Source organism: Bacillus sp. FSL R5-0560, assembly GCF_037966305.1.
Taxonomy (GTDB): Bacteria; Bacillota; Bacilli; order Bacillales; family Bacillaceae; genus Bacillus; species Bacillus mojavensis.
Genome location: NZ_CP150195.1, coordinates 3,399,776 through 3,424,809 on the forward strand (window position 1 = coordinate 3,399,776; position 25,034 = coordinate 3,424,809).

The window sequence follows — 25,034 nt, forward strand, 5'->3', positions numbered from 1 at the left end:
CTTACTTCCCTTTCAGCTCTTTTTCTATCGTTTCTTTAATTTCTTCATAATCCGAAAAATCACTGATCACTTTATCATTAACGTAAATCGTAGGCGTTGCTTTTATGTTCATTTTATTATTAAGAGCTGAATCCTTTTCCACTGCAGAAGCAAACGTTTCCTTATCAAGATTGTCCTTCAGCGTATCAGGGTTTACCTTCGTCGTGCTTTTTGCAATATCACCGAGAACCGCTGGCGTTACCCATTCCTGCTCTGTGTCCGGCTGCTTATCAAACAGCTTCTCATGAAATGCCCAGAAAGAATCAGGATCTTCTTTCCATACTTCCTCTGAGGCAAGAGCTGCTAACGTTGAGCCTTTTCCATGGAACATGACGTTCACGAAAGAAAATTTCACATCGCCCTTGTCAATAAAGTCTTTTTGGATTTTGGGGAAGATGTCGCTGTTAAACATCTTGCAAGACGGACATTTGTAATCTCCGAATTCCACTACTGTTACCGGTGCATCATCCTCGCCAAGCACAGGCTGGCCTTTGATAGACGGCTGTCCTGACACTGCTTCGTTGCCTTGCTCTGTTTTGTTATTAATGATGACAATTGCTGCTAATAAGACAACAACGACAACCGTAAGGATGACCGCGAATTTCGCAGAAGACTGCTGTTTCTTTTTCACTCCGACACCTCATCGTTTTAAAATTAAAAAAGAAGCGGATCTCCATTGACCCACTTCTTTATTTTAACAAGACAACCGTCTATAAGAAAAGCCCGAAATAGTGAATTCTGTCCGACAATTATCTCATTTTGAGGCGCATCACACGCATGGCGTTTGCAACAGCAAGAAGCGTAACACCGACATCTGAGAAAACCGCCTCCCACATGGTCGCAAATCCAAACGCTCCGAGTAAGAGGAAAATAGCCTTAACACCTAAAGCAAAGCCGATGTTTTGCCACACGATTCGCCGAGTCCGTTTGGCAATCCGAATCGCTTCCGCTATTTTCGACGGCTGATCTGTCATCAGCACAACATCCGCGGCTTCTACAGCTGCATCTGATCCGAGTCCGCCCATCGCCGCTCCGATATCCGCGCGCGCAAGCACCGGCGTGTCATTAATTCCGTCACCGACAAAAATGAGCTTTTCATTCGGGAGCAGCTTCAATTCCAGTGCTTCTACCCGCTCCACTTTATCCTCCGGCAGCAGCTCCGCATAAACCTCGTCGAGGCCGAGCTGTTTTCCGACTGTTTCTCCTGTCTGTTTTGAATCGCCCGTCAGCATGACTGTCTGTTTGATACCGAGTGATTTCAAATCTGCGATTGCTTGTTTTGCGTCTTCCTTTACTTCATCTGCTATGATGATCGCCCCGGCATAGCGCTGATCAATAGCCACGTGAACAATTGTACCGGCGTTTTCATCCGGGACGCTCTTAATCTGTTCTCTTTCCATCAGCTTCTTGTTCCCCGCAAGGATTTCTTTTCCGTTCACCTTAGCGAAAATACCGTGGCCGGATATTTCCTCATATGACTCGATTTTGTCTGGAGAAAGCGGCTTACCATAGGCTTTCCGGACAGATTCTGCAATCGGGTGCTGAGAGTGAAGCTCAGCGTATGCCGCGGCTTCGAGTAAAGTCTCCTTCGAAAGGCCTTCCGCAGGTTTGATCTCTGTCACTTCAAAGCTGCCTTTTGTCAGGGTGCCTGTTTTATCAAACACAGCGTACTTGACTTGATGTAAGGCTTCTAAATAATTGCTTCCTTTCACAAGCACCCCGGCCTTCGAAGCTGCGCCGATTCCGCCGAAGAAACCGAGCGGAATGGAGACTACAAGGGCGCATGGGCATGAAATGACTAAGAAAATAAGCGCGCGGTACACCCAATCAGAAAGTAAAGCGCCAGGAATAACCTGCGGCGGGACAAATGCCAGCAGAGCGGCGATGATGACGACAGCCGGTGTATAATACTTGGCAAACTTCGTGATAAAGTTTTCAGTCCGCGCTTTGCGGCTGCTCGCATTTTGAACCAAATCTAATATTTTGGATACCGCGGAATCCTTATAGCCTTTTGTTACTTCGATATGCAGAACGCCGTTTTGATTGATAAAGCCGGACATGACTTCTTGTCCTTCTGCCGCTTTTCTTGGAACAGATTCTCCTGTCAGCGCTGATGTGTCAACCATCGCTGATCCCTGTACGATTTTTCCGTCCAGCGGTATGCTTTCTCCCGGGTTGACGACAATGATATCTCCTGTCTGCACGTCCTCCGGAGAAACGGTCTTGATGCCGTCCCCTATTTTCATATTGGCGTAATCCGGCCTGATATCCATTAATGCACTGATCGATTTTCTTGAACGGCTGACCGCGGCTCCTTGAAACAGCTCACCGATTTGATAAAACAGCATTACAGCAACGCCTTCCGGGTATTGCTGAATCAAAAAAGCGCCGATTGTTGCAAGAGCCATTAAAAAATGTTCATCAAACACTTGTCCGCGGCTGATGTTTTTGACCGCTCGAACGACAATATCCCCCCCGATTATCAAGTAGGCGGCAAAGAATAATAAAAATTCCAGTATTGGGCCGGCATGAATCAAATATGCCGCTGCTCCGAGAATGACCGCTGCTGCCATTCTGATCAGCATATTGATCATTCTTTTTCGATAACCGTCATCTGCTGATTTCTTTTTATGTTTCGGACGAACGGTTACATGAGGATCAATTGATTTTACTTTTTTCTCGACCTTATTGGTGACCCATTGTTCTTCTTTGCCATCGGCTGAGACAGTCAGTGTGCTTGCTGCAAAGTTAACCGCGCATCCGTCAACGCCTTTGATGCCTTTGACGCCATTTTCAATTTTTTGTGCGCAGTTGCTGCAATCCAAACCGTCCAGAACATATTCCCGCTTCACTTGTTTCATTTGTCTCACCTTACCTTCCGATTTAGGATTCCCTCATCAAAGCAGATGAATGAGTGTGAGTATCAAAATTACATATATGAGCATATAATCATATAATAGTTACATCTATTATATGGTGTCTTCCAAGAAAGTGTCAATGAAAAATAAAAACCGGCAATTTACCGGTTTTTATTTTACTTTTTGCAGACGCAATGCATTCAGAACAACAGATACAGAGCTAAAAGCCATTGCCGCTCCCGCTATCCATGGCGCTAAAAATCCAAGGGCCGCGACTGGAATGCCGAGACTGTTATAGCCAAGTGCCCAGAATAAGTTTTGTTTAATGTTTTTCATGGTAAGTCTGCTCATACGGATGGCGTCCGCAATACTGTTCAGATCACCTCGAATGAGCGTGATGTCCGCTGTTTCCATCGCGATGTCAGTGCCTGTTCCAATTGCCATGCCGATATCCGCTGTGGCAAGCGCGGGTGCATCGTTGATTCCATCACCGACCATTGCTGTCTGGCGTCCTTCTTTTTGCAGACGGGAGATTTCCGCTGCCTTTTGCTCAGGAAGGACCTCAGCAATGACGCTGGCAATTCCAGCTTCCTTCGCAATCGCTTCTGCCGTTCTGCGATTGTCCCCGGTCATCATGATGACATCCAGCCCCATCTCTTTCAGGCGGGTGACTGCCTCCCGCGACGTGTCTTTTATCGTATCGGCAACCGCTATAAGTCCCGCTGCGGCACCATCAATGGACACGAGCATCACCGTTTTTCCTTCTCCTTCAAGCTCCTCCATCCGAGGAAGAAGAGCTTCATGCTCAATCCGTTCGCTCTCCATTAACCGTCTTGTGCCGACGAGTATCGTTTTGCCTCCGGCTTCGGCTGATATACCCGCGCCTACTTTTGCTTCAAAATGGGTCAGCTTTGGTATCTCCAGCCCCTTATCTTTCACACCGGCAACGATCGCTTCACCTAGCGGGTGTTCCGAGCCCGTCTCAGCAGCTGCTGCGAACCGGAGCAGCTCTGTTTCTTCAAAGGCATCAGATGGAAGGGCATCCGTCAGCTTCGGCTTTCCGTTTGTCACTGTTCCTGTTTTATCGAGAACAATGGTATCAAGGCGATGTGTTTTTTCTAAATGCTCTCCGCCTTTAAAAAGAATGCCAAATTCAGCCGCCCGTCCGGATCCTGCCATAATGCTTGTCGGGGTGGCAAGGCCCAGTGCACATGGACAGGCGATGACGAGAACCGCAATAAACTTGCTGATCGCTTCAGCAAAATCACCTGGAGACGCCCAAAGATACCAAATAAGGAACGTGAGAACGGCGATACCCAATACAATCGGCACAAAAATGCCTGAGATCTGGTCGGCGAGACGCTGGATCGGCGCTTTTGATCCTTGTGCTTCCTCCACAATTTTGATGATATGAGAAAGCGCTGTTTCTTTCCCGACGTTCACAGCCTTGATTTTCAGGAAACCGTTTGAGTTCACAGTCGCTCCTGTCACGCTGTCACCGGGAGATTTGTCAACGGGAAGACTTTCTCCTGTGATCATGGATTCATCTACAGCCGAGCGGCCTTCCAGCACCTCTCCATCAACAGGAATTCGTTCGCCTGGTTTGACATGAACAATATCACCAACAGCCACTTCATCTATCGGGATGATTTGCTCCTGTCCGTCTCTTACGACCGCCGCTGTTTTGGCTTGCAGCTTCATGAGCTTTTTAATGGCATCTGATGAGCGCCCTTTCGCCTTTGTCTCAAACAGCTTTCCTAACAAAATGAGCGTCAGCAAAATCGCGCTTGTTTCATAGTAAAGGCCGTCAGTATGCCCATGGGAACCGAGGCTTTGAATCGTAAGATAAAGACTGTAAGCATAAGCAGCCGTTGTTCCGAGTGCAACCAATACATCCATATTGGCGCTTTTATTTCTGAGCGCCTTATATGCGCCGACGTAAAACGGCCAGCCGATCAAAAACTGCACCGGGGTCGCAAGGGCAAATTGCATCCACGGATTGAGGAATAAATCCGGCACCCAAATGAACGAAGTAAATGTAAAATGGCTCACCATTGCCCACAGTAAAGGAAATGACAGAATAGCTGAAAAGATCAGTCTCGCTGTTTGCTGCCGTTCTTCTTTCTTTTTAGAAGCAGCGGCTTCGCTATCCTCATCGCCTTTCAGCTTAAGTTTATATCCGAGCTTATCAACGGCTTCTTTAAAATCGCTGACAGCCGCTTCTTTTGGGTTGTATTCAACTGTCACAGTTTCTAAAGCAAAGTTCACCGGAGCATTTGTAACGCCTTCTAATTTGTTAAGCCGTTTTTCAATCCGATTGGCGCATGCCGCACAGGTCATGCCCTCAATATCAAACTCAGCTTTTTCCGTTACGACATGATAGCCCAGTTTTTCTATTTTTTCTTGGATTTCTTCTGTTCCTGTTTCAGCAGGGTCATAGGTGACATTTGACGTTTCCGTCGCCAGATTCACATTGGCGTCTGTGACACCAGGCATCCGTTTCAGTCCTTTTTCAATCCTGGCGGCACACGCCGCACAAGTCATACCAGATACCTGCATCGCAATTTCCTTTTGCTCACTCAATACACTCACTCCTTTATATACACCCGGGGGGTATATAAAAATGAAAGAAATATCGCACCTTCATCAAGGTGCGATACCGTGAATCAGTTGGCTACATCATAGCCTTGGTCTTCTATCGCATCCGCAATGTCTTTGACTGACACTTTGCCGGCATCAAACGTGACATCAACTTTTCCTGCTTCAAGATGAACGCGAACAGCGCTAACGCCGTCCAGCTCTCCCACACTCGTTTCAACTGATTTGACGCAGTGCTGACAAGACATGCCTTCAACTTGTAATGTTTTTTGTTCCATATCAATACCTCCTGTTTGTTTTGTCTGTTTTCATCCTACCATACCCCCGTAGGGTATTACAATGATGAAAGCATGATTATTTCGTTAATTTTTTAAATACGTCTAATAGCTCGGAAATGGCTTGATCCCCGTCTCCGCTTTTGATGGCGTCTGCTACGCAATGATGGGCGTGATCTTCAAGCAAGTGGAGAGCCACTTTTTGCATCGCCGCCTGAACAGCTGAAATCTGCACAAGAATGTCAACACAATATCGATCGTTTTCCACCATATTTTGAATGCCTCTGACCTGGCCTTCAATCCGTTTCAATCGGTTTGTAATTTGATCCTTTTCTTTCGAGCTTTTATGGTTTAATGCTTTATGTTCATTATGCTTCTCCATGCGCACACCTCTGTTTCATATATTAATTCCCATTATACTGATTGTCCAAACCGTTGTCTAAGCTTGCGGCGGCAAAAAAATTCACTATGCAGGTTTTACCATTTGAAGGAAAGGGTATATACCTTTATCAAAGCACTTTTAAAAGGGGAGAAGAAAAGTGGATACGATACAGGTAGGGATATTAGGGTATGGACTGTCAGGCTCCGTCTTTCACGCGCCGCTGCTTGCCGTTCTGGATGAGTATCATATCAGTAAGGTGATGACGTCGCGAACGGAAGAGGTGAAGCGTGATTTCCCTGATGCCGAAGTAGTACATGAGCTTGAGGAGATGAAAAATGACCCGGCAATTGAGCTTGTCATCGTCACCACTCCGAGCGGCCTCCACTACGAGCACGCATTGGCATGCATTCAGGCGGGCAAACATGTCGTCATCGAAAAACCAATGACAGCCACTGCTGAAGAAGGGGAAAAATTAAAAAAAGCGGCTGACGAACGAGGCGTATTGTTAAGCGTATACCATAACAGACGATGGGATAATGACTTTTTAACAATTAAAAAACTGATTGATGACGGGTCTCTTGAAGATATCAATACATATCAGGTCTCCTATGACCGATACAAACCAGAGGTTCAAGCAAGATGGCGGGAAAAAGAAGGGGCTGCCACCGGTACGCTGTATGATCTCGGCTCCCATATCATAGACCAGGCACTCCATTTATTCGGAATGCCTAAAGCTGTAACCGCAAAAGTCATGGCTCAAAGAGAACATGCTGAAACCGTTGATTATTTTCATCTGACAATGAATTACGGTAAGCTTCAAGCCATTCTATACGGCGGATCAATCGCCGCGGCAAACGGCCCGCGTTATCAAATTCACGGACAGCATTCAAGTTTTATCAAATACGGGATCGACGGACAGGAAGATGCCCTCAGAGCCGGAAAAAAACCGGAGAATGACAGCTGGGGTGCGGATGATCCCGAATCATACGGTCAGCTGACAACAGTTCATGGCGAAAACAAAAAAACTGAAACCATTCCATCAGTTAACGGCTCTTACCTTACCTATTACCGCAAAATAGCGGACAGCATACGCAAAGGCGCGCCGCTCCCTGTCACAGCTGAAGAGGGAATTGATGTCATCCGGATTATTGAATCGGCTGTGAAAAGCAGTGAAGAGAAACGGACCATTTCGTTAGAACAATAAATAAAGCCTCCCTTTATACGGGGAGGCTTTTTTCATTAGAATGTTTTTCCTGCTTCTTTTGCGCGGGCAATTGCATCTTCTTTGATTTGCTGTGCTTTGTCAGGCTCTGCATTATGGCCCTCTACGAAAATGCCATCGAAGGATGGAACGCCGAAGAAGTTCATCATAATGCCGATGTAGCGGTGGCCCATTTCCATTTCAGCCGCAGGGCCTTCTGAATAATAGCCGCCGCGCGCTTGAATGTGAATCGCTTTTTTATCAGTTAACAAGCCGACTGGACCTTGTTCAGTGTATTTAAAAGACTTTCCTGCTACTGCAACTGAATCAAGGTATGCTTTCATCACTGGCGGGAATGAGAAGTTCCATAGTGGCGTGACGAACACATATTTATCAGCAGATGCAAATTGATCGCTAAGCTCTCCTAAACGGCCCACTTTCGCTTTTTCGTTTTCAGAAAGTTCATCGCCGGACTGGAGCTTGCCCCAGCCGCTGAATACATCAGCATCAATATGAGGAATGTTTTCTTTGTACAAGTCGATATGTACAACTTCATCATTTGGATTTGCTTCTTTGTATGATTCAATAAACGCTTTACCTGTTGCCATGCTGTAAGAAGTTGCTTCATCATGCGGGTGAGCAGTGATATACAATACTTTTGCCATTTTTACCAGCCCTTTCAATTTTAAAATTACACATCCGTTATTATCATTCAGACGCGTCATGATTATTCTTTATCTCTTAATCCTTATTATAGGTGTAATAAAAATTGCTTTCAAGTAAAATATCTCGAATTAAAGATTTTTTTAAACCCGTACGAACAGCTTACTTTTCATAAGCTGTTCGCAAACCTGTATACAATGTGTAGAGTTCCCCGCTGATTCGCGGATAATACGGAATACGCGGCACTTCTATCACAGCCGGCGGCATTTTCATCAATACTGATTGCTCAGCCTGTTCAAAAAACGCTCTCAAATGGTTTATTTCTTGTTCAGAAACCGGAGAGGGCGGGCGGTGATGGGCTTGGGCGGAGAGCAAATAATAACCCAAGTGCTGGACTCCAGAGATCGCCGGCCACAGCGTATCCGCTTTCGCTTTTGGAAAATCTCCTAGTGCTTTATCATATGCATCCCGCAGCCTGACTAAGCTCACTCTTAGCTGATGTCCGTCTATTTGCTGTCCTGCTAACAGCCTCTCCATAAACTGTCCTTCCAGCCGGATCACTTCCCTCATGTGTTCAGGCAGGCGTTTTGCTGAAAAACGTCTCCACAAAAGGATCGTTCCCAATAGCCCAATTGTGCTGCCGACAGCGACATCGGTCAGCCTCGCCGTTATAAAATAACCGGTCCCTAAGCCGCCATGCATGCTTTCTGTGATGACAAGCGCATTTGCGGTCAGAAAAGGAACCGCCAAAGCATAATTGCGGACAATCAGCATTTCAAGAAGAAATTGAAGCATTGTGATACATAAAGCGATATACACGCCGGCTGGCTTAAAGAACAGGATCGCCCCTGCCAGCATCACGCCAAGCACGGTTCCTGCCGAACGCTGAATAGCTCTATGCAGCGTAAAGACAACAGTCGTGCCCAGCATCACTGCCGCTGCCGAGAGCGGGATCCAATAAGAACGGTGAAAACCGAAGGCATTGGCAAACAAAGCAGCCGCAAACAGCACAATCCCATACTTTAATGCCCGAATCAAAACAGGTGACTTCCAGTCAAAGGCATTTCTCAGAAAATAATAGGAGGATGGCAGCCGGCTTGGCTCCGCATCCGATGGATCATCATTCCGTCCTGAAGCGATGCTCAAAACCTCGTTGATTCCTTCATACAGCTTCCGGGTTGGCTCCGCTTCATCCTCCTTGATCAGAAACGCATCGGAACAACGAGCCTGTCCAAGCATATCGGCAGTTTGGCGAAGTGCCTTTTCGAGCTGAACTGTATCTGCGTTTGGTGTTTCAGCAGAAAAATGAATGATGGCGATAAAGAGATTATCAGCTTTTTCCAGCAAGCGGATAAACCGTTCATCATGAGGCGACTTTCTCCATCTGTTTCCTTTGCCGAGTACCGTTTGACGGGCTGTTCTCAGCATCAGCACGGTCTGATGCTGCGCGTTATGAAAATCAGGAGTTCCGACAGCAGAAAGGCAAGATGCTAGCTGGCGGTATGTGGTTTGCAGCACTTCATTTTCCGGTCCATGTCTGTTATTGATCCAGCCAATCAAGGCGATTCCCGTGGCGAAAAGCCCGCCGGCAAATGTCAGTCCCGCTCTGAGCGGAGCTTCTGAAGGATCTGCCGGCAAACCCGAACTCACCAAAAAAGCAAGGACAAAAAACATGGGTGCTGGACCTTGAATCCCAAGCGCGCCAAAAATAAACATTGCAGCTGCCCCGATAAGCCCCAGAACAGCTGCCATGCTCCAAAAAGTCCCTGCCAACAGCGTCCCCAATCCAAACGAAACGGCGATCCCTATTGAAACAAACAGCAGCTTCAGGATACGTTTCGTATACGATTCCCCGCCTGCATATATAAAAACAAAACCGCCGATGCTTGCGGTTAGACCATAATCCGTGTGTCCCGACAATGCGCCGACAAACACAGGAAATCCTGAAGCGATGCCTGAACCGATCGCCTTTTTCCATGGAAAAGGAGTTGCATGAATGCGAAAGGCATCCTTGACGACACTTGGCACTGTTCTACGATTTTGATCAGAAGACTTGTTCATATCACATAACCCTCTTCTACAACGAAATGATGTAGGTCTCTTCCCGTTTATTGGCCATAGTATGCCCAGAAACCGACTCATCTTCTCATTGGATATGCTCTCATCAAAAAAGACAGAGACCCATCTTCTCTGCCTTCATTACACAAGTTTTTTCGCAATGTCCTGCATTGGTTTGATCCAGTTGCTGTATGTCAGCTCAGCCACCCTTTTCCGGTCCTTCTCCTTATATGCTTGAATGATTTGCTTATGTTCTTCAATAGAATTCTGCGGAGACTTGAAAAAGAGGTACTCAAGCCGAAGAATATGCATATGAAGAACAGAGGTAAAATTGCTGATATATTCATTATCAGCCGCCTCAATAATCACATCATGAAACGCTTTATCAAAGCCAAGCACTTCATAGATTTCGTTTTGATCAATTGCCGCTTTCATTTCGTAATTGATGGCTGTCAGCTGCTCTATATGAGACGATTGAATGTTTTCAATCGCCAATTCGGCAGCGGTGGACTGGAGAGACGCCATCGGCGGATAGACTTTGAAGACATCGTTTTTTTCAATCTGTGAAATTCGTGTTTCTTTTCCCGGCGACATTTCAACAAACCCCTGCATCTCTAATAATTGCAAGGCTTCTCTGACCGGTGTTCTGCTGACGCCAAGCGCTATGCGTCATCATTCAATTTTTCTCCGGGCATGAGCACTCCTTCCACGATCCACTTTTGAATTTGCTCAAACGCAAGCTTTTTGGCAGTCTGCCGTTTCGGCTTCGAGGCATTTGACGGTATCGGCATAAAGCATCACCTCTGAATATTGTTTTTTAATGCTGCCGTTTTGCCGGCACTTTTCTTCTGTGAAAGGACAAAAATCATGACTAAAATGCATGCCGCTCCTGCCGCCTGAAACAACCCAAAGGACACGCCAAGCCAAAGAATAGAAGACGCGACTGCGGCAACCGGCTCTGTGCATCCCAGCATGCTCGCCTCTTGGGGAAATAAATATTTCAAGCTTTCTAGATACATGCAGAATCCCAATAACGTTCCGAAAATGACAATAAAAGCGACCGATACAATTCCAGAAACCGTCCAGCCTTCTGCCTGGACAGCCCAAGGCGGATGAATAAAGCTCATGCCGACGCCCCCGACCAGCATCCCCCAGCCTATGACGATAGCCGACCCCCATGTTTTCAAAAGAGAACTGGAATACAGCGTATAGAAGGCAAGCGCGCCAGCAGACAGAATCCCCCACACAACAGACAAAGGAGAAACTGTTAAATTGCTGATGTTTCCATTCGTCAGCAGCAAAAAAGTGCCTCCTAAAGCCAACAAAAGCCCCAAAAAATCGAAAAACTGAAAGGAATTCTTTCGGGTTAGAAGCAAATACAGCATAATCAGAACAGGCGCTAAGTATTGGAGCAGCGTGGCCACCGCTGCGTTCCCGTTGCCGATTGAAGCTAAAAATGTATACTGAACACCCAGCATGCCGGCAATCCCGAAAACAATAAGCTGGACAGCCGCTTTTTTATCTTTCCATATGCCCCAAACTGCCCTCCTGTTTTTACCGGCGGATACTATAATCAGCACCAACAGGCCTGATAACAGTAAACGCACCGTTACAAGCCACTCCACCGATACATCACTCGTTTCAAATAAATGCTGGGCAACCGTACCCGATAATCCCCAAAAAGCGGCTCCGACAATCACCATAAAAAAGCCGTACAACCGTTGTTTCTGAGTCGCCAACGTATATCCTCCTGACATGTAATATGCAATATATTACATATTGTATCGTTAAATTTTCTGAAAACAAGGTGTTTTCGAAAAATAAAAGCAGTGCTACTCGCACTGCTTAGATAAAAGTCTGTGAATAAAAAATAAAGGATAAATCAACAGGTATCCATTAAACAGCCACCATGCAAGATCAAAATCCCCGCTAAATGTCCAGAATGATAAAGCCTGAAGGCCTGAACAGAAGGTCAACACAAGAGAAATCAGCGCCATTTGCCTCCATATTGCTCTTTTGACGCGCTGCAAATACAAGCTGTACAAACCAGTCATGGAGATTAAAATATCCAAGGGAAAAAAGGACCAATTCCAAGCGATCATAAACGGATCTTGATAATGTTTAAAGGCCCAGCTTTCCGGCATTAATGAAAAGCCGGCAGACAGCCAGTACAATATAAAACCGATATCAGTCACGAGAAAGAACAGTTTCATCACTCTCATGTTACTGCTCACTTTTATGTACCGTTTGAGATTCCGCCCCTTGATCGATCAGGTTTAAAGACACAACACCGGCAATAATCAGCCCGATTGAAATCAGTTTCATGACACTTATATTCTCTTGAAAATACAAAAACCCAACAATTGTGATCAGGACAATGCCCATCCCCGACCAGACTGCGTAAGCAACAGATACATCGATAGATTTGAGCGTAAGCGTCAGAAAGAAAAGACTCCCGCCATAAAAAAACATCAATAGCACGCTCGGCAGAAGCTTTGTAAAACCCGATGAAAGCTTCATACTGACCGTTCCGGCAACTTCAAATAAAATGGCCAAACATAAAAACATCCACTGCACGCACCACCAGCCTCCTCATTTTTCTGTTATGCCGTTACATAATACATCTACGATTGATTCAAGAACCTCTCCTGTTGTGTACTGATGTTTAAGGGGATAATCAGGATCGTACACTTGGTTGATGCTCCCTATATACATTTGAACCAATAAATCTATATTGATGTTTCTGATCTTCTTTTGCTCCTTGCATTCGTTTAACAAATCGATAACAACTGACCATTCTTCCTTCATAAAGATGTCTAATGTGAGCCACGCATCGTAATGGGATTTCTTCAGCTCTTGTAATAACCCCATGTTCAGCAGTTCCATTTCCTTTGGAAGACCGATCAGCAATTGCTTCACCTTTTCAAGCGCATCTAGGGTCTCATCTTCATAGATGCTTTTTTCCATTTGCTTCATCTCTGAGATGAACTGCTCCACGACGGCCTCCGCAAGCTGATCTTTCGACGAATAGTGCGCATAAAGCGTCCGCTTGCTTGTTCCAAGCGCTGCCGCCAGATCGTTCATTGTAAATGAAAAACCTTTCTGTCTGATCAGCCGAATGGTTTCCGCCAATATTCTTTTCTCCAATTCAACCACCTCGCTTTTGGTACTATCGAAACTATTTTGGTACCAATATTATACGATAGCAGGTTCTGGAAATCAATATAATAAAAAAACCTCATCCCAGAGGGAGAGGTTTTCTAAAAGACGCTGCGGACCAAGCCGCCGTCCGCCCGCAGTGCCGCGCCATTAATTGCGGAAGACAGCGGACTGCTTAGGAATGTAACAAAATGGGCAATTTCTTCCGGCCGAATCAGCCTTTGGATAATTGAAGTCGGACGGTTTTCCTTCATAAAACGGGTTTCGGCTTCTTGAACAGTCAGGTTTTCACCAGGATAAAGAGAGTTCAGCATTGTTTCCACTCCCTCTGTTAAGGTTGAACCCGGCATGACTGTATTTACCGTTACATTTGTGCCAGTTGCCAGCTCAGCCAAGCTGCGGGAAATGGAAAGCTGCATCGTTTTCGTCGCGCTGTAATGGGCCATTTCCTGTGAAGGCATGATTGCCGCTTCACTGGCAATAAAAATCACCCGGCCTTCTTTTTTCTCTATCATTTTGTGTAAATACTTGCGTGTGAGCCTCACACCGCTCATAATATTCACTTCAAAAAATCGGAACCACTCCTCATCAGGAATATCAAAATACTCCGCCGGTTCAAAAATCCCTAAATTATTGACCAAAATATCAACCTGCGGATATGCCTGAAACAGGTCATTGCAGCCTTCATCGGTTCCAAGGTCAAATGCGGCCGGATGAAACACAGCCTCTGCATGCTGTTTTTTCAAATCGTCTATCGTCTGATTCACTTTTTCTTCCCGGCGTCCGTTAATGATAACCGCCGCGCCTTCTTCCGCTAACGAAGCGGCAATCGCTTTGCCGATCCCCGACGTTGAGCCAGTCACCAGTGCGGTTTTTCCATGTAAATTCAGCTTCATTCGTTTATCCCTCCGTTTTTGTTTCCTCTTATTTATTAACAGAAATGTGATTGGTGAAACATCTGCTGTAAAACCAGTATGAAACAGCTGGGATTGAAATGGAAGTACGCACTTTTTGGTGCCTGTTATACGAAAAAAAAAGCAGAACCTGTAAAAGGTTCTGCTTTTTTTTGCATTATGTATGGAGACGGTGGGAGTCGAACCCACGTCCAGAAACATCGATTACTTAAGCGTCTACGAGCGTAGCCTGCATACTTATGTTTTCACTCATCTTCTTGCCTGCGGGCGGGCCTTCCGAGAGCTAGTCTGTTTGTCTCTTCTTACGTTCTCAGACAGGAACGCAAGCGTAGCCTACTTGGATGTGCTCTTCACAGACACATAGGCAATGTCAGGAAGAGCTCGCTGCGCTTATTAGGCAGCTAATGCTACGTTTTGGTTAAAACTGTTAGTTTTGCCAGTTATATTTATGTGCGTGTTTACGAGATCGCCTCTCGGCTCGCAGCTCAAGCTCGATCCATCCCTGTCGAATCCGTAACGTCCCCTTGTTATAAGGGAAATACGGGAGAAATATCAAGCTCTCACTCAAACTGGCTACATTCCTATTATAACATGATCACGGCTTATTTCAATTGACAAATCCTTCAAGAAAAGACCGTGTCATCTCATCGTGAAATCAGTATAGCACAGGCTGGATTTCAGTATCAAGCGTTATGCTTTTAGAACCCTTTTTGACTGTCTCTGAACGCTCTTTCAATTTCACGCTTCGCATCCTTGCGCTTCAGATCTTCACGTTTGTCATAGTTTTTCTTCCCTTTACCCAGACCGAGAAGAACTTTGGCAAAGCCGTTCTTCAAATATAGCTTGAGCGGAACGAGAGAATAACCTTTTTCCTTCGTTAAGCCGATCAGCTTATTAATTTCCTTACGGTGCATTAACAGCTTTCTTGTCCGGAGCGGATCGTGGTTATAACGGTTTCCCTGCTCATACGGGCTGACGTGCATATTGTGGAGAAATACTTCTCCCCGTTCAATTTTGGCGAAGGAATCCTTAAGGTTCACGCGGCCGGCGCGAATTGCTTTGATTTCTGTTCCTTGCAATACAATGCCTGTTTCATATGTTTCTTCTATAAAATAATCGTGATTGGCTTTTTTGTTTTGAGATAATACTTTTCCTGACCCTTTCGGCATGCCAGAACCTCCTCTCACTAAGGAAAACTGTCCACCTTTGCGATACGCTCTATTTTACCAAATGTCACGCATGGCGACAATGAAAAGCTGTTTCCGAAAGAAAGCAAATAGAGCACTGCGGCCCTATTTGCTGGATGAGCTGCTATTTCTTCTTTTTCCGTTTCTGCTTCGGTGCGTTTTGAAAGCCTCGTTTTTTCTTTTTCTTCTTCGGCTTTGTGAACCACTCTCCTTTTTCCTCGGAAGGAGCAGGAGATACAGGCGTATTTGTGCTTAACACGCGTTTTCTGGCAGGTTTTCCGCGTTTTCGGCTGCGGCTGTCCATTTCTCTCGGACGACGCGGGGTGCCTTTCATACCGACGATCTCGAAGTCAATATTGCGCTCGTCTTTATTGACGTCAACGACTTTGACTGTAATTTCATCCCCGATACGGAACACATTCCCCGTCCGTTCGCCGATCATCGCAAAATGCTGCTCGTCAAAGCGATAATAGTCATCCGTCATAAAGCTGACGTGGACGAGTCCTTCAATTGTATTCGGCAGCTCGACAAACATCCCGAAGTTTGTCACAGAGCTGATCATGCCGTCAAATTCTTCACCAATTTTATCAAGCATATATTCCGCTTTTTTCAAATCATCTGTTTCACGCTCTGCGTCAACTGCACGGCGTTCCATTGATGAAGTATGTTCAGCGATATCCGGAAGTCGTTCAGCCCACTTCTCCTGTGTCGCTTCATCGACTTTGCCGTTGATTAAGTACGTTCTGATCAAACGGTGAACGATCAAATCCGGATAACGGCGGATCGGCGATGTGAAATGGGTATAGAATTCCGTTGACAGGCCAAAGTGCCCCAAGCTTTGCGGATCATATTTCGCCTGTTTCATGGAACGAAGCATGACAGTAGAAATCACTGTTTCCTCCGGTCTGTCACGAACAGCGTCAAGAATGCTTTGCAGCGCGCGCGGATGAATATTTCCCGCCGTACCTTTTACAACATAGCCAAATGTCGTCACAAACTCTAAAAACTTTTGCAGTTTTTCAGCATTGGGCTCTTCATGTATCCGGTAAATAAACGGAACGTTCATCCAATGGAAATGCTCTGCAACAGTTTCGTTCGCAACAAGCATAAATTCTTCAATCAGTTTTTCGGCGACAGAGCGTTCTCTGATCACAACGTCCTTGACCGCGCCTTCTTCATCAACAAGCACCTTTGCTTCTTTGAAGTCAAAATCAACGGCGCCACGGTTCATCCGCTTTTCGCGAAGAATTTCTGCCAGTCGCTCCATGTCTTTGAACATCGGCACAAGCGGTTCGTATTTTTGTTTTAATTCTTCATCATCATCAACAAGAATTTGATTCACATCGGAATATGTCATTCTTTCCGTTGTTTTGATGACGCTTTGGAAGATTTCGTGCTCTGTGACTTCACCCTGGCTGTTAATGGTCATTTCACAAGAAAGTGTCAGGCGGTCAACCTTCGGATTTAATGAACAAATACCATTTGACAGTCTGTGCGGAATCATCGGAATCACACGGTCAACCAAATACACACTCGTTCCTCTTTCCATCGCTTCTTTGTCAATCGGCGAATTTTCAGTCACGTAATGGCTGACGTCGGCAATGTGAACGCCAAGCTTATAGCTGCCGTCATCCAGCTTTGTCACTGTAACCGCGTCATCCAGGTCCTTCGCGTCTGCTCCATCAATGGTAACAATGACCTGATCACGGAGATCACGGCGGTCTTTCAGATCTTTTTCATCAATCGTATCAGGCGTGCTTGTCGCTTGTTCCATTGCGTCGGCAGGGAATTCTCCCGGCAGGCCGTGCTTATGGATGACCGATAAAATATCAATGCCCGGATCATTTTTATGGCCGAGAATGGATTCAATCTCACCCTCTGCGTTCATGCGGCCTTCAGGGTAGCTGGTCAGCTTAACAACAACCTTATGTCCTTCAGCCGCTCCGTTTTTCCCGCTATTAGGAATAAATATATCGCTTGTGATTTTTTTGTCATCCGGAATCACAAAACCGAAGTTTTTTGTTTCTGTATACGTTCCGACAACACGCTGAATCGCCCTTTCTAAAATGCGTATGACGGTGCCCTCTTGTCTGGAGCCGCTTGACTGCGAATTCAGGCGTACCATTACGATATCGCCGTTCATAGCTGTATTTAGCTCATTAGGCGGAATAAACACATCGCTTAACGATGTATCCTCAGGCAGCAAAAAGGCAAATCCCTTCGGATGCGCTGAAAGCTTTCCTTTAATTAAATTCATTTTTTCCGGAATGCCATAACGGTCGCTTCTCGTCCGCACGATAAGCCCTTTTTCTTCCAGCGCAACCAGCGCTTTGACGAGCTCTTTAAATTCCTCGGCTTCCGTAATCTGTAACATCTCCTCAAGTTCCTGAACAGTCAGAGGCTTATATGCCTCTTCCTTCATAAACGAGAGAAGCTTATCCATAAATGCTTCTTTTTCCATCATCCGACCTCCTGTTAGTTACCAATCCAGCTTCTCTAAAAATTCATACACATCCTGATGTACGATGTCCCGTTCCTTGTCCAGCGTGATAACATGGCCTGATTCCTCATACCATTTCAGCTGTTTATCGTCAGTTTCCACTTCATTATAAATAATATTGGCACTTTCGGTATTAATCATGTGATCATGACGGGCTTGCACAACAAATGTCGGAGAATAAATCATATCGACATTCTTTCGCACATCGGCAATCAAGTCTTGCAGCGCCTTAAGGGTTTTCATCGGCGTTTTTTCAAATTCCTTCATTTCCTCTTCTATTTGTTCCGGGCTTTTCCCCTCGAATTTTTTGTAATTGCGCGCATAGGAAAGGACGCCCTGATACATGACCTCTTCGCTTTTAATATGCATTGGCGCGCACATTGGAACAATTCCCTTTATGGGTACAGTGTAACCCAATTTCAGCGAAAAAACCCCGCCAAGCGACAGTCCGCAGGCAGCAATGTTCTCATAGCCTTCAGATTTTAAATAATCATAGCCATCCATTACGTTTTTCCACCAGTCTTCCGGCCCCGTATGTACCAATTCTTCAGGAGGAACGCCGTGTCCTTCATATTGTGGCGCGTGGCACGTATAGCCTCGTTCATTCAAATAACGTCCCAGCATTCTCACATCCGCTGTATTCCCTGTAAAGCCGTGCAGCAGAAGCACCGCTTTGTCTCCGCCTTTAAATGTAAATGGTTTTGGTGTCACAACTTTCATGCTCATTTCTCCCTTTCTTTCTGCACGATCATTTTAGTTTTCCACAGTTTGATCAGAAAAAAACGCTCTGATATCAGCCAGAAACGTGAAAAAGGCCTGACTTTACATCAGACCTTATACAAACATTGCCCTATAGGATATAAGCAAGCGCAATCGTCAACACGAAAAACAAGACTGCCAGCACAACCGTAATGCGGTGCAGAATCAAATCAAGACCTCTTGCTTTTTGTTTCCCGAAGAGCTGCTCCGCTCCGCCTGAAATCGCACCAGATAATCCGGCGCTTTTACTGGATTGAAGCAAAACGACAATAATAAGTGCAATACTGACGATAACCAATAAGGTAATCAAAACCGCGTGCATCCCTTACACCTCCAGACTCACTGGCCTACATTACTTCTATTTTACATGAAAAGGTTTGGCATGTCACGCCGTATCAGACGCCAAAAGGCCGGATAAGACATTTTGTTTTGGTTAGCCTATTCATATGAATTGAGCGAAAAAGGAGAACAGCCATGCCGATCGTCAGCACAGTCAATAAGAAACAACTATATTATGAGGAATATGGACAGGGAATCCCTGTCATTTTTATTCACCCGCCAGGCATGGGACGCAAGGTTTTTTATTATCAGCGCCTTCTGGCGGATCATTTCAGGGTGATATTTCCCGATTTAAGCGGTCATGGCGACAGCGATCACGCAGACCAGCAAATCTCGATTTCCTATTACGCAAACGAGATCGTGCAATTTATGGATCGTTTGCACATTGATCAGGCTGCAGTATTCGGGTATTCCGCCGGCAGCTTAATCGCACAGCACATTGGCTTCACCCGGCCAGACAAAGTGTCTCATTTGATGTTGGCCGGCGCTTACCCCGCTGTTCATACCATGGTCGGTCAGCAGCTTCACAAAATGGGAATGTATCTTCTTGAAAAAAATCCCGGCATGCTGATGAAAATCATCGCCAGCAGCCATACGAAAAACAGACAGCTCCGAAATCTATTAACGAGTCATATGAAGAAAGCTGATCTTGGCCATTGGTATCAATATTATCAGGATTCGCTCCGCTACAGCTGCCTTGGACAATTGCGCCGTTTTAACATGCCGATGCTGTTTATGTATGGCGGCCTGCGCGACTGGACCTTTACACATGCAGGCTATTACCGGAAAGCATGCAGCCACGCTGAATTTTTCAGGTTGGAATATCAGGGCCATCAGCTGCCGACAAAGCAATGGAAAACTTGTAATGAACTTGTGACGGGTTTTGTATTGACACATTAATCAAAGGCTTAGAAAACGCTTGGTTCCCCAGGCGTTTTTGCATCATTGACTTTTGTCAATGAAATCATAGTAAAAAAGATCCTCAAATTTCAAGTCAAAATAGTGAAGCATTTTTCCGATCACAAGCTGTCCCGGCCGTCTTTCTCCATTCAGCACACGGCTCAGTGTGGCGGGTGAGACTCCGATTTCCAGCGCAAGCTGATTGAGGGAATAATCGTTATTGACCATATACTGCAATACATAATCACGTCTAATCTGTATCTTTTCTACTGCCACTTTCCTCACCTTCCGTTCATGAAAAAACTTTTTTCTATACATTTACATTACGGCGTTTGTTAACTTTTGTCAATACATTTCCAGCCTCCCTATTCCCTTTAGTCAATAAACATACTAAAATATGAGTAACAGTGAGGGACGGGGTGAGACATATGGAAAGCTTTGGCGAACAATTACGGGCATTGCGTGAGGAGAGAAAATTAACCGTCAACCAGCTGGCGACTTATTCCGGTGTAAGTGCGGCCGGCATCTCCAGAATTGAAAACGGCAAACGCGGCGTTCCTAAACCTGCCACCATCAAAAAATTGGCGGAAGCCTTAAAAATTCCTTATGAAGGGCTTATGTATAAAGCGGGATATATCGAAGAGGTTCATGAAGCCAGAGCGCCTTATGAAACGAAGTGCCAGCTGCTTGAAAAGGCGGAGGCTTATGACCTGAAAAATCTTGCCCTTCTTGAGAGTGAAAAATGGCAGTATCTCAATAAAGAGGATTTGCTCATGCTGGATCATTATTTCTCCTTTATTTCAGACGAAGCCAAAAAACGATCTGCTGATCAATAACTCTTAGTAGAAATGCGAGGCGATTATCATGTCAACATTCGGACAGGAATTAAGGGCGCTGCGCCGCGCCCGCAAACTAACAGTGAACCAGCTTGCAGTGTATTCGGGCATCAGCTCAGCGACCATTTCAAAAATAGAAAACGGCAAGCGCGGCACACCGAAGCCCGCGACCATAAAAAAGCTCGCAGCTGTGCTGAAAATACCGCACGAAAACCTGATGGCAGCTGCAGGGCACATCACCGCTTTTCCTGAAGAAATTCGAGAGGCTTCGGAAGGCTATCAGTCTATTTATGCGATTTATCAGACAGCAGTCACTCGCGGAGCGGGGAACCTGTCTCTTTTTAACAGCAAGGAATGGAAACACCTCTCAAAAAAGGATATTGAAAATCTCAGCAAATACTTCGATTTTTTAGCTTCCGAAGCGAAAAAACGCTCTTCTTCCACGTGATCCTCTGCATCTCTTTCCGCATTTTATCAATCACGCATGCATACGTTCCCTCGTTATTTGCGTTATAATAATGACATACGAGGTGAAAAAGTATGAACCAATCAGAAATGTGTCCTAGATTTGAAAAAGCAGTCGACATCTTGAGCAAACGCTGGGTTGCTTTAATCGTTTTTCAACTGTTGAACGGTCAGCAGCGATTTAGCGAAATAGAAGCAGCACTTCCAAATCTAAGCGGCAGAGTTCTGTCAGAAAGGCTGAAAGAACTTGAGCAAGAAGGAGTGGTTAAACGGGACGTCATCCCCGAAACTCCGGTTCGCATCGAATATTCATTAACTGACAAAGGAATGGCGTTAGCGCCCATTCTGGGTGAAATCTCCAAATGGGCGACTGAATGGATTGACCCTTCCTTTCATATGTAATTGCTAAAACGGTTCTGATCTCAACGGAGAGAAGAGCCGTTTTTTATTTTTTATTTCCAGGTGAAAAAACAATTTCTCAGCCGATATATAGTACATCACATCACTTTTTTTAAAAGGAGAACACTTATATGCGACTGACGATTTCCCGCAAATTCAGCCTGGTCTTTTTGACACTGATCCTCATCAATCTGCTTATAGGCGGAATAGGCGCTTTCAATATGCAGCACATCATCAAAAAGACAGATGAAATCAACACAAAATGGATAGACGGCATTAAAGAAATCACATCTATTAATTATTTGACAGAGCACCTTTCCTCTACGGAAAAGGATTTCCTGATTTATACAGACAAAGATAAAATGGATACGCTGGAACAAGATATGAACCAGATCCTTAAGGATATCAATGAAAAGCTTGATAACTATGAAAAAACAATCTCTAACGACAAAGAGCGCAGCATTTTCGAACAGCTCAAGACTGAAGTCAACTCATATACGAATATTCATAACCAGATTTTAGAGAGCGGACGCACGAATGATATAGATAAAGCAAGGGGTTTATTGGTACAGACTGAAGCAAGCTTTGAGGATATGAAAAAATCAATCACTGAACTGGTTGACTTTAATAAAGAAGGCAGCAACACGGCGGTGAAAGAAACCAAGGACGTTTATTATAAAGGCCTCATTTACACGGCTATGCTTCTGGCAGCTTCCATCGTCATCAGCATATGTATTTGGCTTTATATCAATCGCAGCATTGTAAAACCGATTATTCGAATGAAAACATCTGCGAATGAAATCGCCGAGGGCAATCTGTCAAATGACATAGAGCCGCTGGCATCAAAAGACGAGCTTGGCGATCTGAACGAAGCGCTTCAGAAAATGGTAGGGAATTTAAGAGATATCGTCGGGTATTCAAAAGAAATTTCCACCCGCGTGCTTTCTTCATCACAAGTGCTGACCACTGCAACGAATGAAACAAGAACCGGCAGCAGGCATATTACCGAAACGATGAACGAAATGGCTGAAGGCTCCGAGCAGCAGGCGCAAGACGCTGTGACGATTGCCGAATCAATGAATGAATTTACAGAAAGCATTGATAAAGCCTACAATCACGGCATGACGATCAGCGATACGTCTCAAAACGTTCTCGAACTCGCCGTAAACGGAAACGAAAATATGAATACGTCAGTGCAGCAAATGAAAACGATACATCATATCGTTCAGGAAGCCGTTCACAAAGTGAGATCGCTGGAACAGCATTCACAGGACATCAACAAGCTTGTTCAGGTCATCAACGGCATTGCCGAGCAAACGAACTTACTGTCACTTAATGCCGCAATTGAGGCAGCCCGCGCAGGAGAAAGCGGCAAAGGCTTCGCCGTTGTAGCCGAAGAGGTCCGAAAGCTAGCAGACGGCGTATCTGACTCCGTTCAGGATATCACTAAAATAGTAGGCGGCACACAGCAGGAGATCAACACTGTCATTCAATACCTGGAAAGCAGCTTTACCGAAGTAGAAAAAGGTACCGAAAACCTGACTGACACCGGACAGGCCATGCAGAACATTAAGCAATCGGTCACCTATGTAGCGGATAGCATTAAGGAAGTAACGGACGGATTAAAGCAGTTAACAAACCAATCGATCACAATTAACCAATCGATTGAAAATATCGCCTCCGTTTCTGAAGAATCCGCCGCTGGCATCGAAGAAACATTTTCCATTACCGAGCAATCCGCCCATTCAATGGATCAAGTGCTTCAAAATGCTGAGGAGCTTGAGCGTTTGGCGAAAGAACTTAATGAGAAAATGGATCAGTTTACAATTTAAATATGAAAAAAGAGGCTGGAATCATCCAAGCCTCTTTTTTGTTCCTATGCAGCTGTTTGAATACGTCTCACCTTGGTTCTTTTTTTCTTAACCGGATGTAACGCCCGCTCCAGCCAAGCCATGAGCAAATCAGCCGCAACCGCCATTACCGCAGTCGGAATCGCGCCTGCTAGAATAATCGCCGTTCCGTTTGTGGCGTTTGACCCGCGGACAATCATATCCCCAAGGCCGCCAGCGCCGACAAATGTGCCGATGGCTGTAATGCCGATGGCGATGACGAGAGCCGTTCGAAGGCCTGCCATAATGACAGAAAGCGCGAGCGGGAGCTCAACCATCCGAAGAATCTGGAATTTCGTCATCCCCATCGCTTTTCCTGATTCTAAGGTTGCGTGTTCAATGCTGACAATGCCTGTGTACGTGTTTCGGATAATCGGAAGCAGGGAATACAAAAATAATGATAAAATCACGGTGTTTGCACCGAGCCCCATAACAAGCATCAAGACTGCCAGCATGGCGAGCGCCGGAATCGTCTGAATGACATTTGTAACGGCGAATACCCAACCTGACAAGCGGCGGAAATGCGCAATGAGGATCCCCACCGGAACACCGACAACAGCGGCAAACAAGACGCCGTAAGCCGACATGAGAAAATGGCGGCCGAATTCTTCTATGACGTAACTGCCGTTCTGTGCATAATACGACATTAACTGTTCAAGCACATTCATTGGTCAATCCCCCTTTCACGATTCGAAGTAGTGATGCTTTTGCAAATATTCCTTGGCAACGACAGACGGTTCTTTTAGGTTACCGTCGACTTCATAGTTGAGCTCCTGCATCGTGGCTGTATCGATTTTTCCGATCATTTTTTGAATGATGCTTTCCAGTTCAGGATGTTCTTTCAGCACCTGTTCCGGAACAACCGGGGAGCAGTCGTACGGCGGGAAAAATTGTTTATCATCCTTTAGCATTTTGAGATCATAGGACTTAATTCTCCCGTCCGTGGAGTAAGCGAGGACAATGTCCATTTTTCCGCTTTTTACCGCGTCATACACAAGCCCGATCTGCATTGGATACGTGCCGCCGAATGTCATGCCGTAGGTTTTCGTAAAATCCTGATAGCCATTCCCCTTCAGCTTCATCCAATAGTTGTCGACGCCCAGCTTTAATTGCGGCGCCCATTTTTTGACGTCTGATACGTTTTCTAAATGATATTGGTCCGCAAGCTTCTTGCTGACGGTAAAGGCATACGTATTATCAAACCCGTAGGAGTCATACCATTTTAAATCATATCTTTTTTTAAACTCCCGCTGTGTCAGCGCCAGCGCTTTGTCCGGATCTTTTTCAGGTTTCATCCTCAGCGTGCCTGTCAGCGCGTCACCTGTATATCTTGTGGCCGCTATATCGATTTCTCCGTTCAATAAGGCCTGCTGCTGTACCGCGTTGGAGCCTAGATTTTTAATGGTCGTTGTTTTTAGATCCGTATGGTGTTCGATCAGCTGGCCAAGCATGCTGGCGATGATTTCTGATTCACTCATGCTTTGCGCGCCGATTTTAATGGTCTGGTCTGAAGCGGCGCTGAGACCTGGAAGCGAACAGCCGCTTAGCATCAGCATTACTGCGAGCGGTAAACCGATCATCCACTTGAGATATTTTCTTTTCATGAGCCGCCT

General features: G+C 45.5%; 27 protein-coding genes and 1 other RNA gene. 6 read left to right on the forward strand and 22 right to left on the reverse strand.

The features are described from left to right. Position 1 precedes the first annotated feature (1 nt). The 5 genes from NST56_RS17900 to csoR form a co-directional block, all read right to left on the reverse strand. The gene (locus tag NST56_RS17900) at positions 2 to 670 is read right to left on the reverse strand and encodes a DsbA family protein (RefSeq protein WP_268449182.1); all 669 of its coding nucleotides are present in this window, start codon (positions 668 to 670) and stop codon (positions 2 to 4) included. Between the two features lie 118 nt (positions 671 to 788). Continuing rightward, complete coding sequence (locus tag NST56_RS17905) at positions 789 to 2,900, reverse strand: heavy metal translocating P-type ATPase (protein WP_339178183.1); 2,112 nt, start codon at positions 2,898 to 2,900, stop codon at positions 789 to 791. 168 nt (positions 2,901 to 3,068) lie between these two features. Next, positions 3,069 to 5,480, reverse strand: coding sequence for a copper-exporting P-type ATPase CopA (copA, locus tag NST56_RS17910; RefSeq protein ID WP_339178186.1), 2,412 nt, complete (start codon positions 5,478 to 5,480; stop codon positions 3,069 to 3,071). Positions 5,481 to 5,563: 83 nt separating this feature from the next. Continuing rightward, complete coding sequence (gene copZ / locus NST56_RS17915) at positions 5,564 to 5,773, reverse strand: copper chaperone CopZ (RefSeq protein WP_339178189.1); 210 nt, start codon at positions 5,771 to 5,773, stop codon at positions 5,564 to 5,566. A gap of 76 nt (positions 5,774 to 5,849) precedes the next feature. Further along, on the reverse strand, positions 5,850 to 6,152 hold the full coding sequence (gene csoR / locus NST56_RS17920) for a copper-sensing transcriptional repressor CsoR (protein ID WP_010331880.1): 303 nt from the start codon (positions 6,150 to 6,152) through the stop codon (positions 5,850 to 5,852). 157 nt (positions 6,153 to 6,309) lie between these two features. Between csoR and NST56_RS17925 the strand changes: the two genes are divergently transcribed. Continuing rightward, positions 6,310 to 7,356 carry an oxidoreductase gene (locus NST56_RS17925; RefSeq protein WP_339178193.1) on the forward strand — a complete coding sequence of 349 codons (1,047 nt, stop codon included), beginning with the start codon at positions 6,310 to 6,312 and terminating at the stop codon, positions 7,354 to 7,356. Between the two features lie 35 nt (positions 7,357 to 7,391). Here NST56_RS17925 and azoRB read toward each other — a convergent pair whose 3' ends face one another. From azoRB to secG, 14 genes are all read right to left on the reverse strand, one after another. After that, positions 7,392 to 8,018 (reverse strand): FMN-dependent NADH-azoreductase AzoRB, encoded by a 627-nt coding sequence (gene azoRB / locus NST56_RS17930; protein WP_168748747.1) that lies wholly within the window; start codon positions 8,016 to 8,018, stop codon positions 7,392 to 7,394. A 160-nt stretch (positions 8,019 to 8,178) separates the two neighbouring features. Next, entirely contained in the window at positions 8,179 to 10,077 is a 1,899-nt protein-coding gene (locus tag NST56_RS17935) for an FUSC family protein (protein WP_339178196.1), read from the reverse strand. Positions 10,078 to 10,215: 138 nt separating this feature from the next. Then, positions 10,216 to 10,668 carry an FCD domain-containing protein gene (locus tag NST56_RS17940; RefSeq protein WP_339182282.1) on the reverse strand — a complete coding sequence of 151 codons (453 nt, stop codon included), beginning with the start codon at positions 10,666 to 10,668 and terminating at the stop codon, positions 10,216 to 10,218. A 68-nt stretch (positions 10,669 to 10,736) separates the two neighbouring features. Then, entirely contained in the window at positions 10,737 to 10,865 is a 129-nt protein-coding gene (locus NST56_RS17945; RefSeq protein ID WP_339178199.1) for a hypothetical protein, read from the reverse strand. Between the two features lie 6 nt (positions 10,866 to 10,871). Then, the gene (locus NST56_RS17950; RefSeq protein WP_268504640.1) at positions 10,872 to 11,813 is read right to left on the reverse strand and encodes a DMT family transporter; all 942 of its coding nucleotides are present in this window, start codon (positions 11,811 to 11,813) and stop codon (positions 10,872 to 10,874) included. A 93-nt stretch (positions 11,814 to 11,906) separates the two neighbouring features. Next, the gene (locus tag NST56_RS17955; RefSeq protein WP_168748751.1) at positions 11,907 to 12,296 is read right to left on the reverse strand and encodes a YvaD family protein; all 390 of its coding nucleotides are present in this window, start codon (positions 12,294 to 12,296) and stop codon (positions 11,907 to 11,909) included. A 1-nt stretch (position 12,297) separates the two neighbouring features. Continuing rightward, positions 12,298 to 12,651, reverse strand: coding sequence for a multidrug efflux SMR transporter (locus NST56_RS17960; protein ID WP_339178204.1), 354 nt, complete (start codon positions 12,649 to 12,651; stop codon positions 12,298 to 12,300). Positions 12,652 to 12,666: 15 nt separating this feature from the next. After that, a complete protein-coding gene (locus NST56_RS17965) occupies positions 12,667 to 13,221 on the reverse strand; it encodes a TetR/AcrR family transcriptional regulator (RefSeq protein WP_026014608.1) in 555 nt (184 codons plus the stop codon). A 113-nt stretch (positions 13,222 to 13,334) separates the two neighbouring features. Further along, positions 13,335 to 14,129, reverse strand: coding sequence for an SDR family oxidoreductase (locus tag NST56_RS17970; RefSeq protein ID WP_268449167.1), 795 nt, complete (start codon positions 14,127 to 14,129; stop codon positions 13,335 to 13,337). A gap of 179 nt (positions 14,130 to 14,308) precedes the next feature. Next, positions 14,309 to 14,671: a transfer-messenger RNA gene (gene ssrA, locus NST56_RS17975) on the reverse strand. A gap of 174 nt (positions 14,672 to 14,845) precedes the next feature. Further along, entirely contained in the window at positions 14,846 to 15,316 is a 471-nt protein-coding gene (gene smpB / locus NST56_RS17980; protein WP_010331890.1) for an SsrA-binding protein, read from the reverse strand. Positions 15,317 to 15,458: 142 nt separating this feature from the next. Then, on the reverse strand, positions 15,459 to 17,795 hold the full coding sequence (gene rnr / locus NST56_RS17985) for a ribonuclease R (RefSeq protein WP_010331891.1): 2,337 nt from the start codon (positions 17,793 to 17,795) through the stop codon (positions 15,459 to 15,461). Between the two features lie 18 nt (positions 17,796 to 17,813). Then, the gene (locus NST56_RS17990) at positions 17,814 to 18,554 is read right to left on the reverse strand and encodes a carboxylesterase (RefSeq protein ID WP_010331892.1); all 741 of its coding nucleotides are present in this window, start codon (positions 18,552 to 18,554) and stop codon (positions 17,814 to 17,816) included. A gap of 130 nt (positions 18,555 to 18,684) precedes the next feature. After that, positions 18,685 to 18,915 (reverse strand): preprotein translocase subunit SecG, encoded by a 231-nt coding sequence (secG, locus tag NST56_RS17995; protein ID WP_003220028.1) that lies wholly within the window; start codon positions 18,913 to 18,915, stop codon positions 18,685 to 18,687. 152 nt (positions 18,916 to 19,067) lie between these two features. On the opposite strand from secG, the gene NST56_RS18000 reads away from it, so the two are divergent. Next, positions 19,068 to 19,832, forward strand: a complete 765-nt coding sequence (locus tag NST56_RS18000) for an alpha/beta hydrolase (protein ID WP_286057961.1) — start codon at positions 19,068 to 19,070, stop codon at positions 19,830 to 19,832. 42 nt (positions 19,833 to 19,874) lie between these two features. Here NST56_RS18000 and NST56_RS18005 read toward each other — a convergent pair whose 3' ends face one another. Beyond that, entirely contained in the window at positions 19,875 to 20,108 is a 234-nt protein-coding gene (locus NST56_RS18005; protein ID WP_339178212.1) for a helix-turn-helix transcriptional regulator, read from the reverse strand. 152 nt (positions 20,109 to 20,260) lie between these two features. On the opposite strand from NST56_RS18005, the gene rghR reads away from it, so the two are divergent. The 4 genes from rghR (at position 20,261) to NST56_RS18025 (ending at position 23,364) form a co-directional block, all read left to right on the forward strand. After that, positions 20,261 to 20,668: a transcriptional repressor RghR gene (gene rghR, locus NST56_RS18010; RefSeq protein WP_010331895.1), complete on the forward strand. Its 408-nt coding sequence runs from the start codon at positions 20,261 to 20,263 to the stop codon at positions 20,666 to 20,668. 28 nt (positions 20,669 to 20,696) lie between these two features. After that, positions 20,697 to 21,116, forward strand: a complete 420-nt coding sequence (locus NST56_RS18015; RefSeq protein WP_168748757.1) for a helix-turn-helix transcriptional regulator — start codon at positions 20,697 to 20,699, stop codon at positions 21,114 to 21,116. A gap of 92 nt (positions 21,117 to 21,208) precedes the next feature. Continuing rightward, positions 21,209 to 21,535, forward strand: coding sequence for a catDE operon transcriptional regulator CatR (gene catR / locus NST56_RS18020; protein ID WP_168748758.1), 327 nt, complete (start codon positions 21,209 to 21,211; stop codon positions 21,533 to 21,535). Between the two features lie 128 nt (positions 21,536 to 21,663). Then, complete coding sequence (locus tag NST56_RS18025) at positions 21,664 to 23,364, forward strand: HAMP domain-containing methyl-accepting chemotaxis protein (protein WP_339178213.1); 1,701 nt, start codon at positions 21,664 to 21,666, stop codon at positions 23,362 to 23,364. A gap of 44 nt (positions 23,365 to 23,408) precedes the next feature. On the opposite strand, the gene NST56_RS18030 is transcribed toward NST56_RS18025, so the two are convergent. Both NST56_RS18030 and opuBC read right to left on the reverse strand, forming a co-directional pair. Continuing rightward, positions 23,409 to 24,089 (reverse strand): ABC transporter permease, encoded by a 681-nt coding sequence (locus NST56_RS18030; protein WP_010331899.1) that lies wholly within the window; start codon positions 24,087 to 24,089, stop codon positions 23,409 to 23,411. Between the two features lie 15 nt (positions 24,090 to 24,104). Continuing rightward, entirely contained in the window at positions 24,105 to 25,025 is a 921-nt protein-coding gene (gene opuBC / locus NST56_RS18035; RefSeq protein ID WP_010331900.1) for a choline ABC transporter substrate-binding lipoprotein OpuBC, read from the reverse strand. Between the last annotated feature and the right edge of the window lie 9 nt (positions 25,026 to 25,034).

Bases quoted from the DNA above. Each gene is read 5' to 3' on its own strand.
- NST56_RS17905 (WP_339178183.1), bottom strand. From the start codon at position 2,900: ATGAAACAAGTGAAGCGGGAATATGTTCTGGACGGTTTGGATTGCAGC.
- copZ (WP_339178189.1), bottom strand. From the start codon at position 5,773: ATGGAACAAAAAACATTACAAGTTGAAGGCATGTCTTGTCAGCACTGC.
- csoR (WP_010331880.1), bottom strand. From the start codon at position 6,152: ATGGAGAAGCATAATGAACATAAAGCATTAAACCATAAAAGCTCGAAA.
- azoRB (WP_168748747.1), bottom strand. From the start codon at position 8,018: ATGGCAAAAGTATTGTATATCACTGCTCACCCGCATGATGAAGCAACT.
- NST56_RS17935 (WP_339178196.1), bottom strand. From the start codon at position 10,077: ATGAACAAGTCTTCTGATCAAAATCGTAGAACAGTGCCAAGTGTCGTC.
- NST56_RS17940 (WP_339182282.1), bottom strand. From the start codon at position 10,668: ATGTCGCCGGGAAAAGAAACACGAATTTCACAGATTGAAAAAAACGAT.
- NST56_RS17945 (WP_339178199.1), bottom strand. From the start codon at position 10,865: ATGCCGATACCGTCAAATGCCTCGAAGCCGAAACGGCAGACTGCCAAA.
- NST56_RS17955 (WP_168748751.1), bottom strand. From the start codon at position 12,296: ATGAGAGTGATGAAACTGTTCTTTCTCGTGACTGATATCGGTTTTATA.
- NST56_RS17970 (WP_268449167.1), bottom strand. From the start codon at position 14,129: ATGAAGCTGAATTTACATGGAAAAACCGCACTGGTGACTGGCTCAACG.
- smpB (WP_010331890.1), bottom strand. From the start codon at position 15,316: ATGCCGAAAGGGTCAGGAAAAGTATTATCTCAAAACAAAAAAGCCAAT.
- rnr (WP_010331891.1), bottom strand. From the start codon at position 17,795: ATGGAAAAAGAAGCATTTATGGATAAGCTTCTCTCGTTTATGAAGGAA.
- NST56_RS17990 (WP_010331892.1), bottom strand. From the start codon at position 18,554: ATGAAAGTTGTGACACCAAAACCATTTACATTTAAAGGCGGAGACAAA.
- secG (WP_003220028.1), bottom strand. From the start codon at position 18,915: ATGCACGCGGTTTTGATTACCTTATTGGTTATCGTCAGTATTGCACTT.
- NST56_RS18000 (WP_286057961.1), top strand. From the start codon at position 19,068: ATGCCGATCGTCAGCACAGTCAATAAGAAACAACTATATTATGAGGAA.
- rghR (WP_010331895.1), top strand. From the start codon at position 20,261: ATGGAAAGCTTTGGCGAACAATTACGGGCATTGCGTGAGGAGAGAAAA.
- NST56_RS18015 (WP_168748757.1), top strand. From the start codon at position 20,697: ATGTCAACATTCGGACAGGAATTAAGGGCGCTGCGCCGCGCCCGCAAA.
- catR (WP_168748758.1), top strand. From the start codon at position 21,209: ATGAACCAATCAGAAATGTGTCCTAGATTTGAAAAAGCAGTCGACATC.
- NST56_RS18025 (WP_339178213.1), top strand. From the start codon at position 21,664: ATGCGACTGACGATTTCCCGCAAATTCAGCCTGGTCTTTTTGACACTG.
- NST56_RS18030 (WP_010331899.1), bottom strand. From the start codon at position 24,089: ATGAATGTGCTTGAACAGTTAATGTCGTATTATGCACAGAACGGCAGT.
- opuBC (WP_010331900.1), bottom strand. From the start codon at position 25,025: ATGAAAAGAAAATATCTCAAGTGGATGATCGGTTTACCGCTCGCAGTA.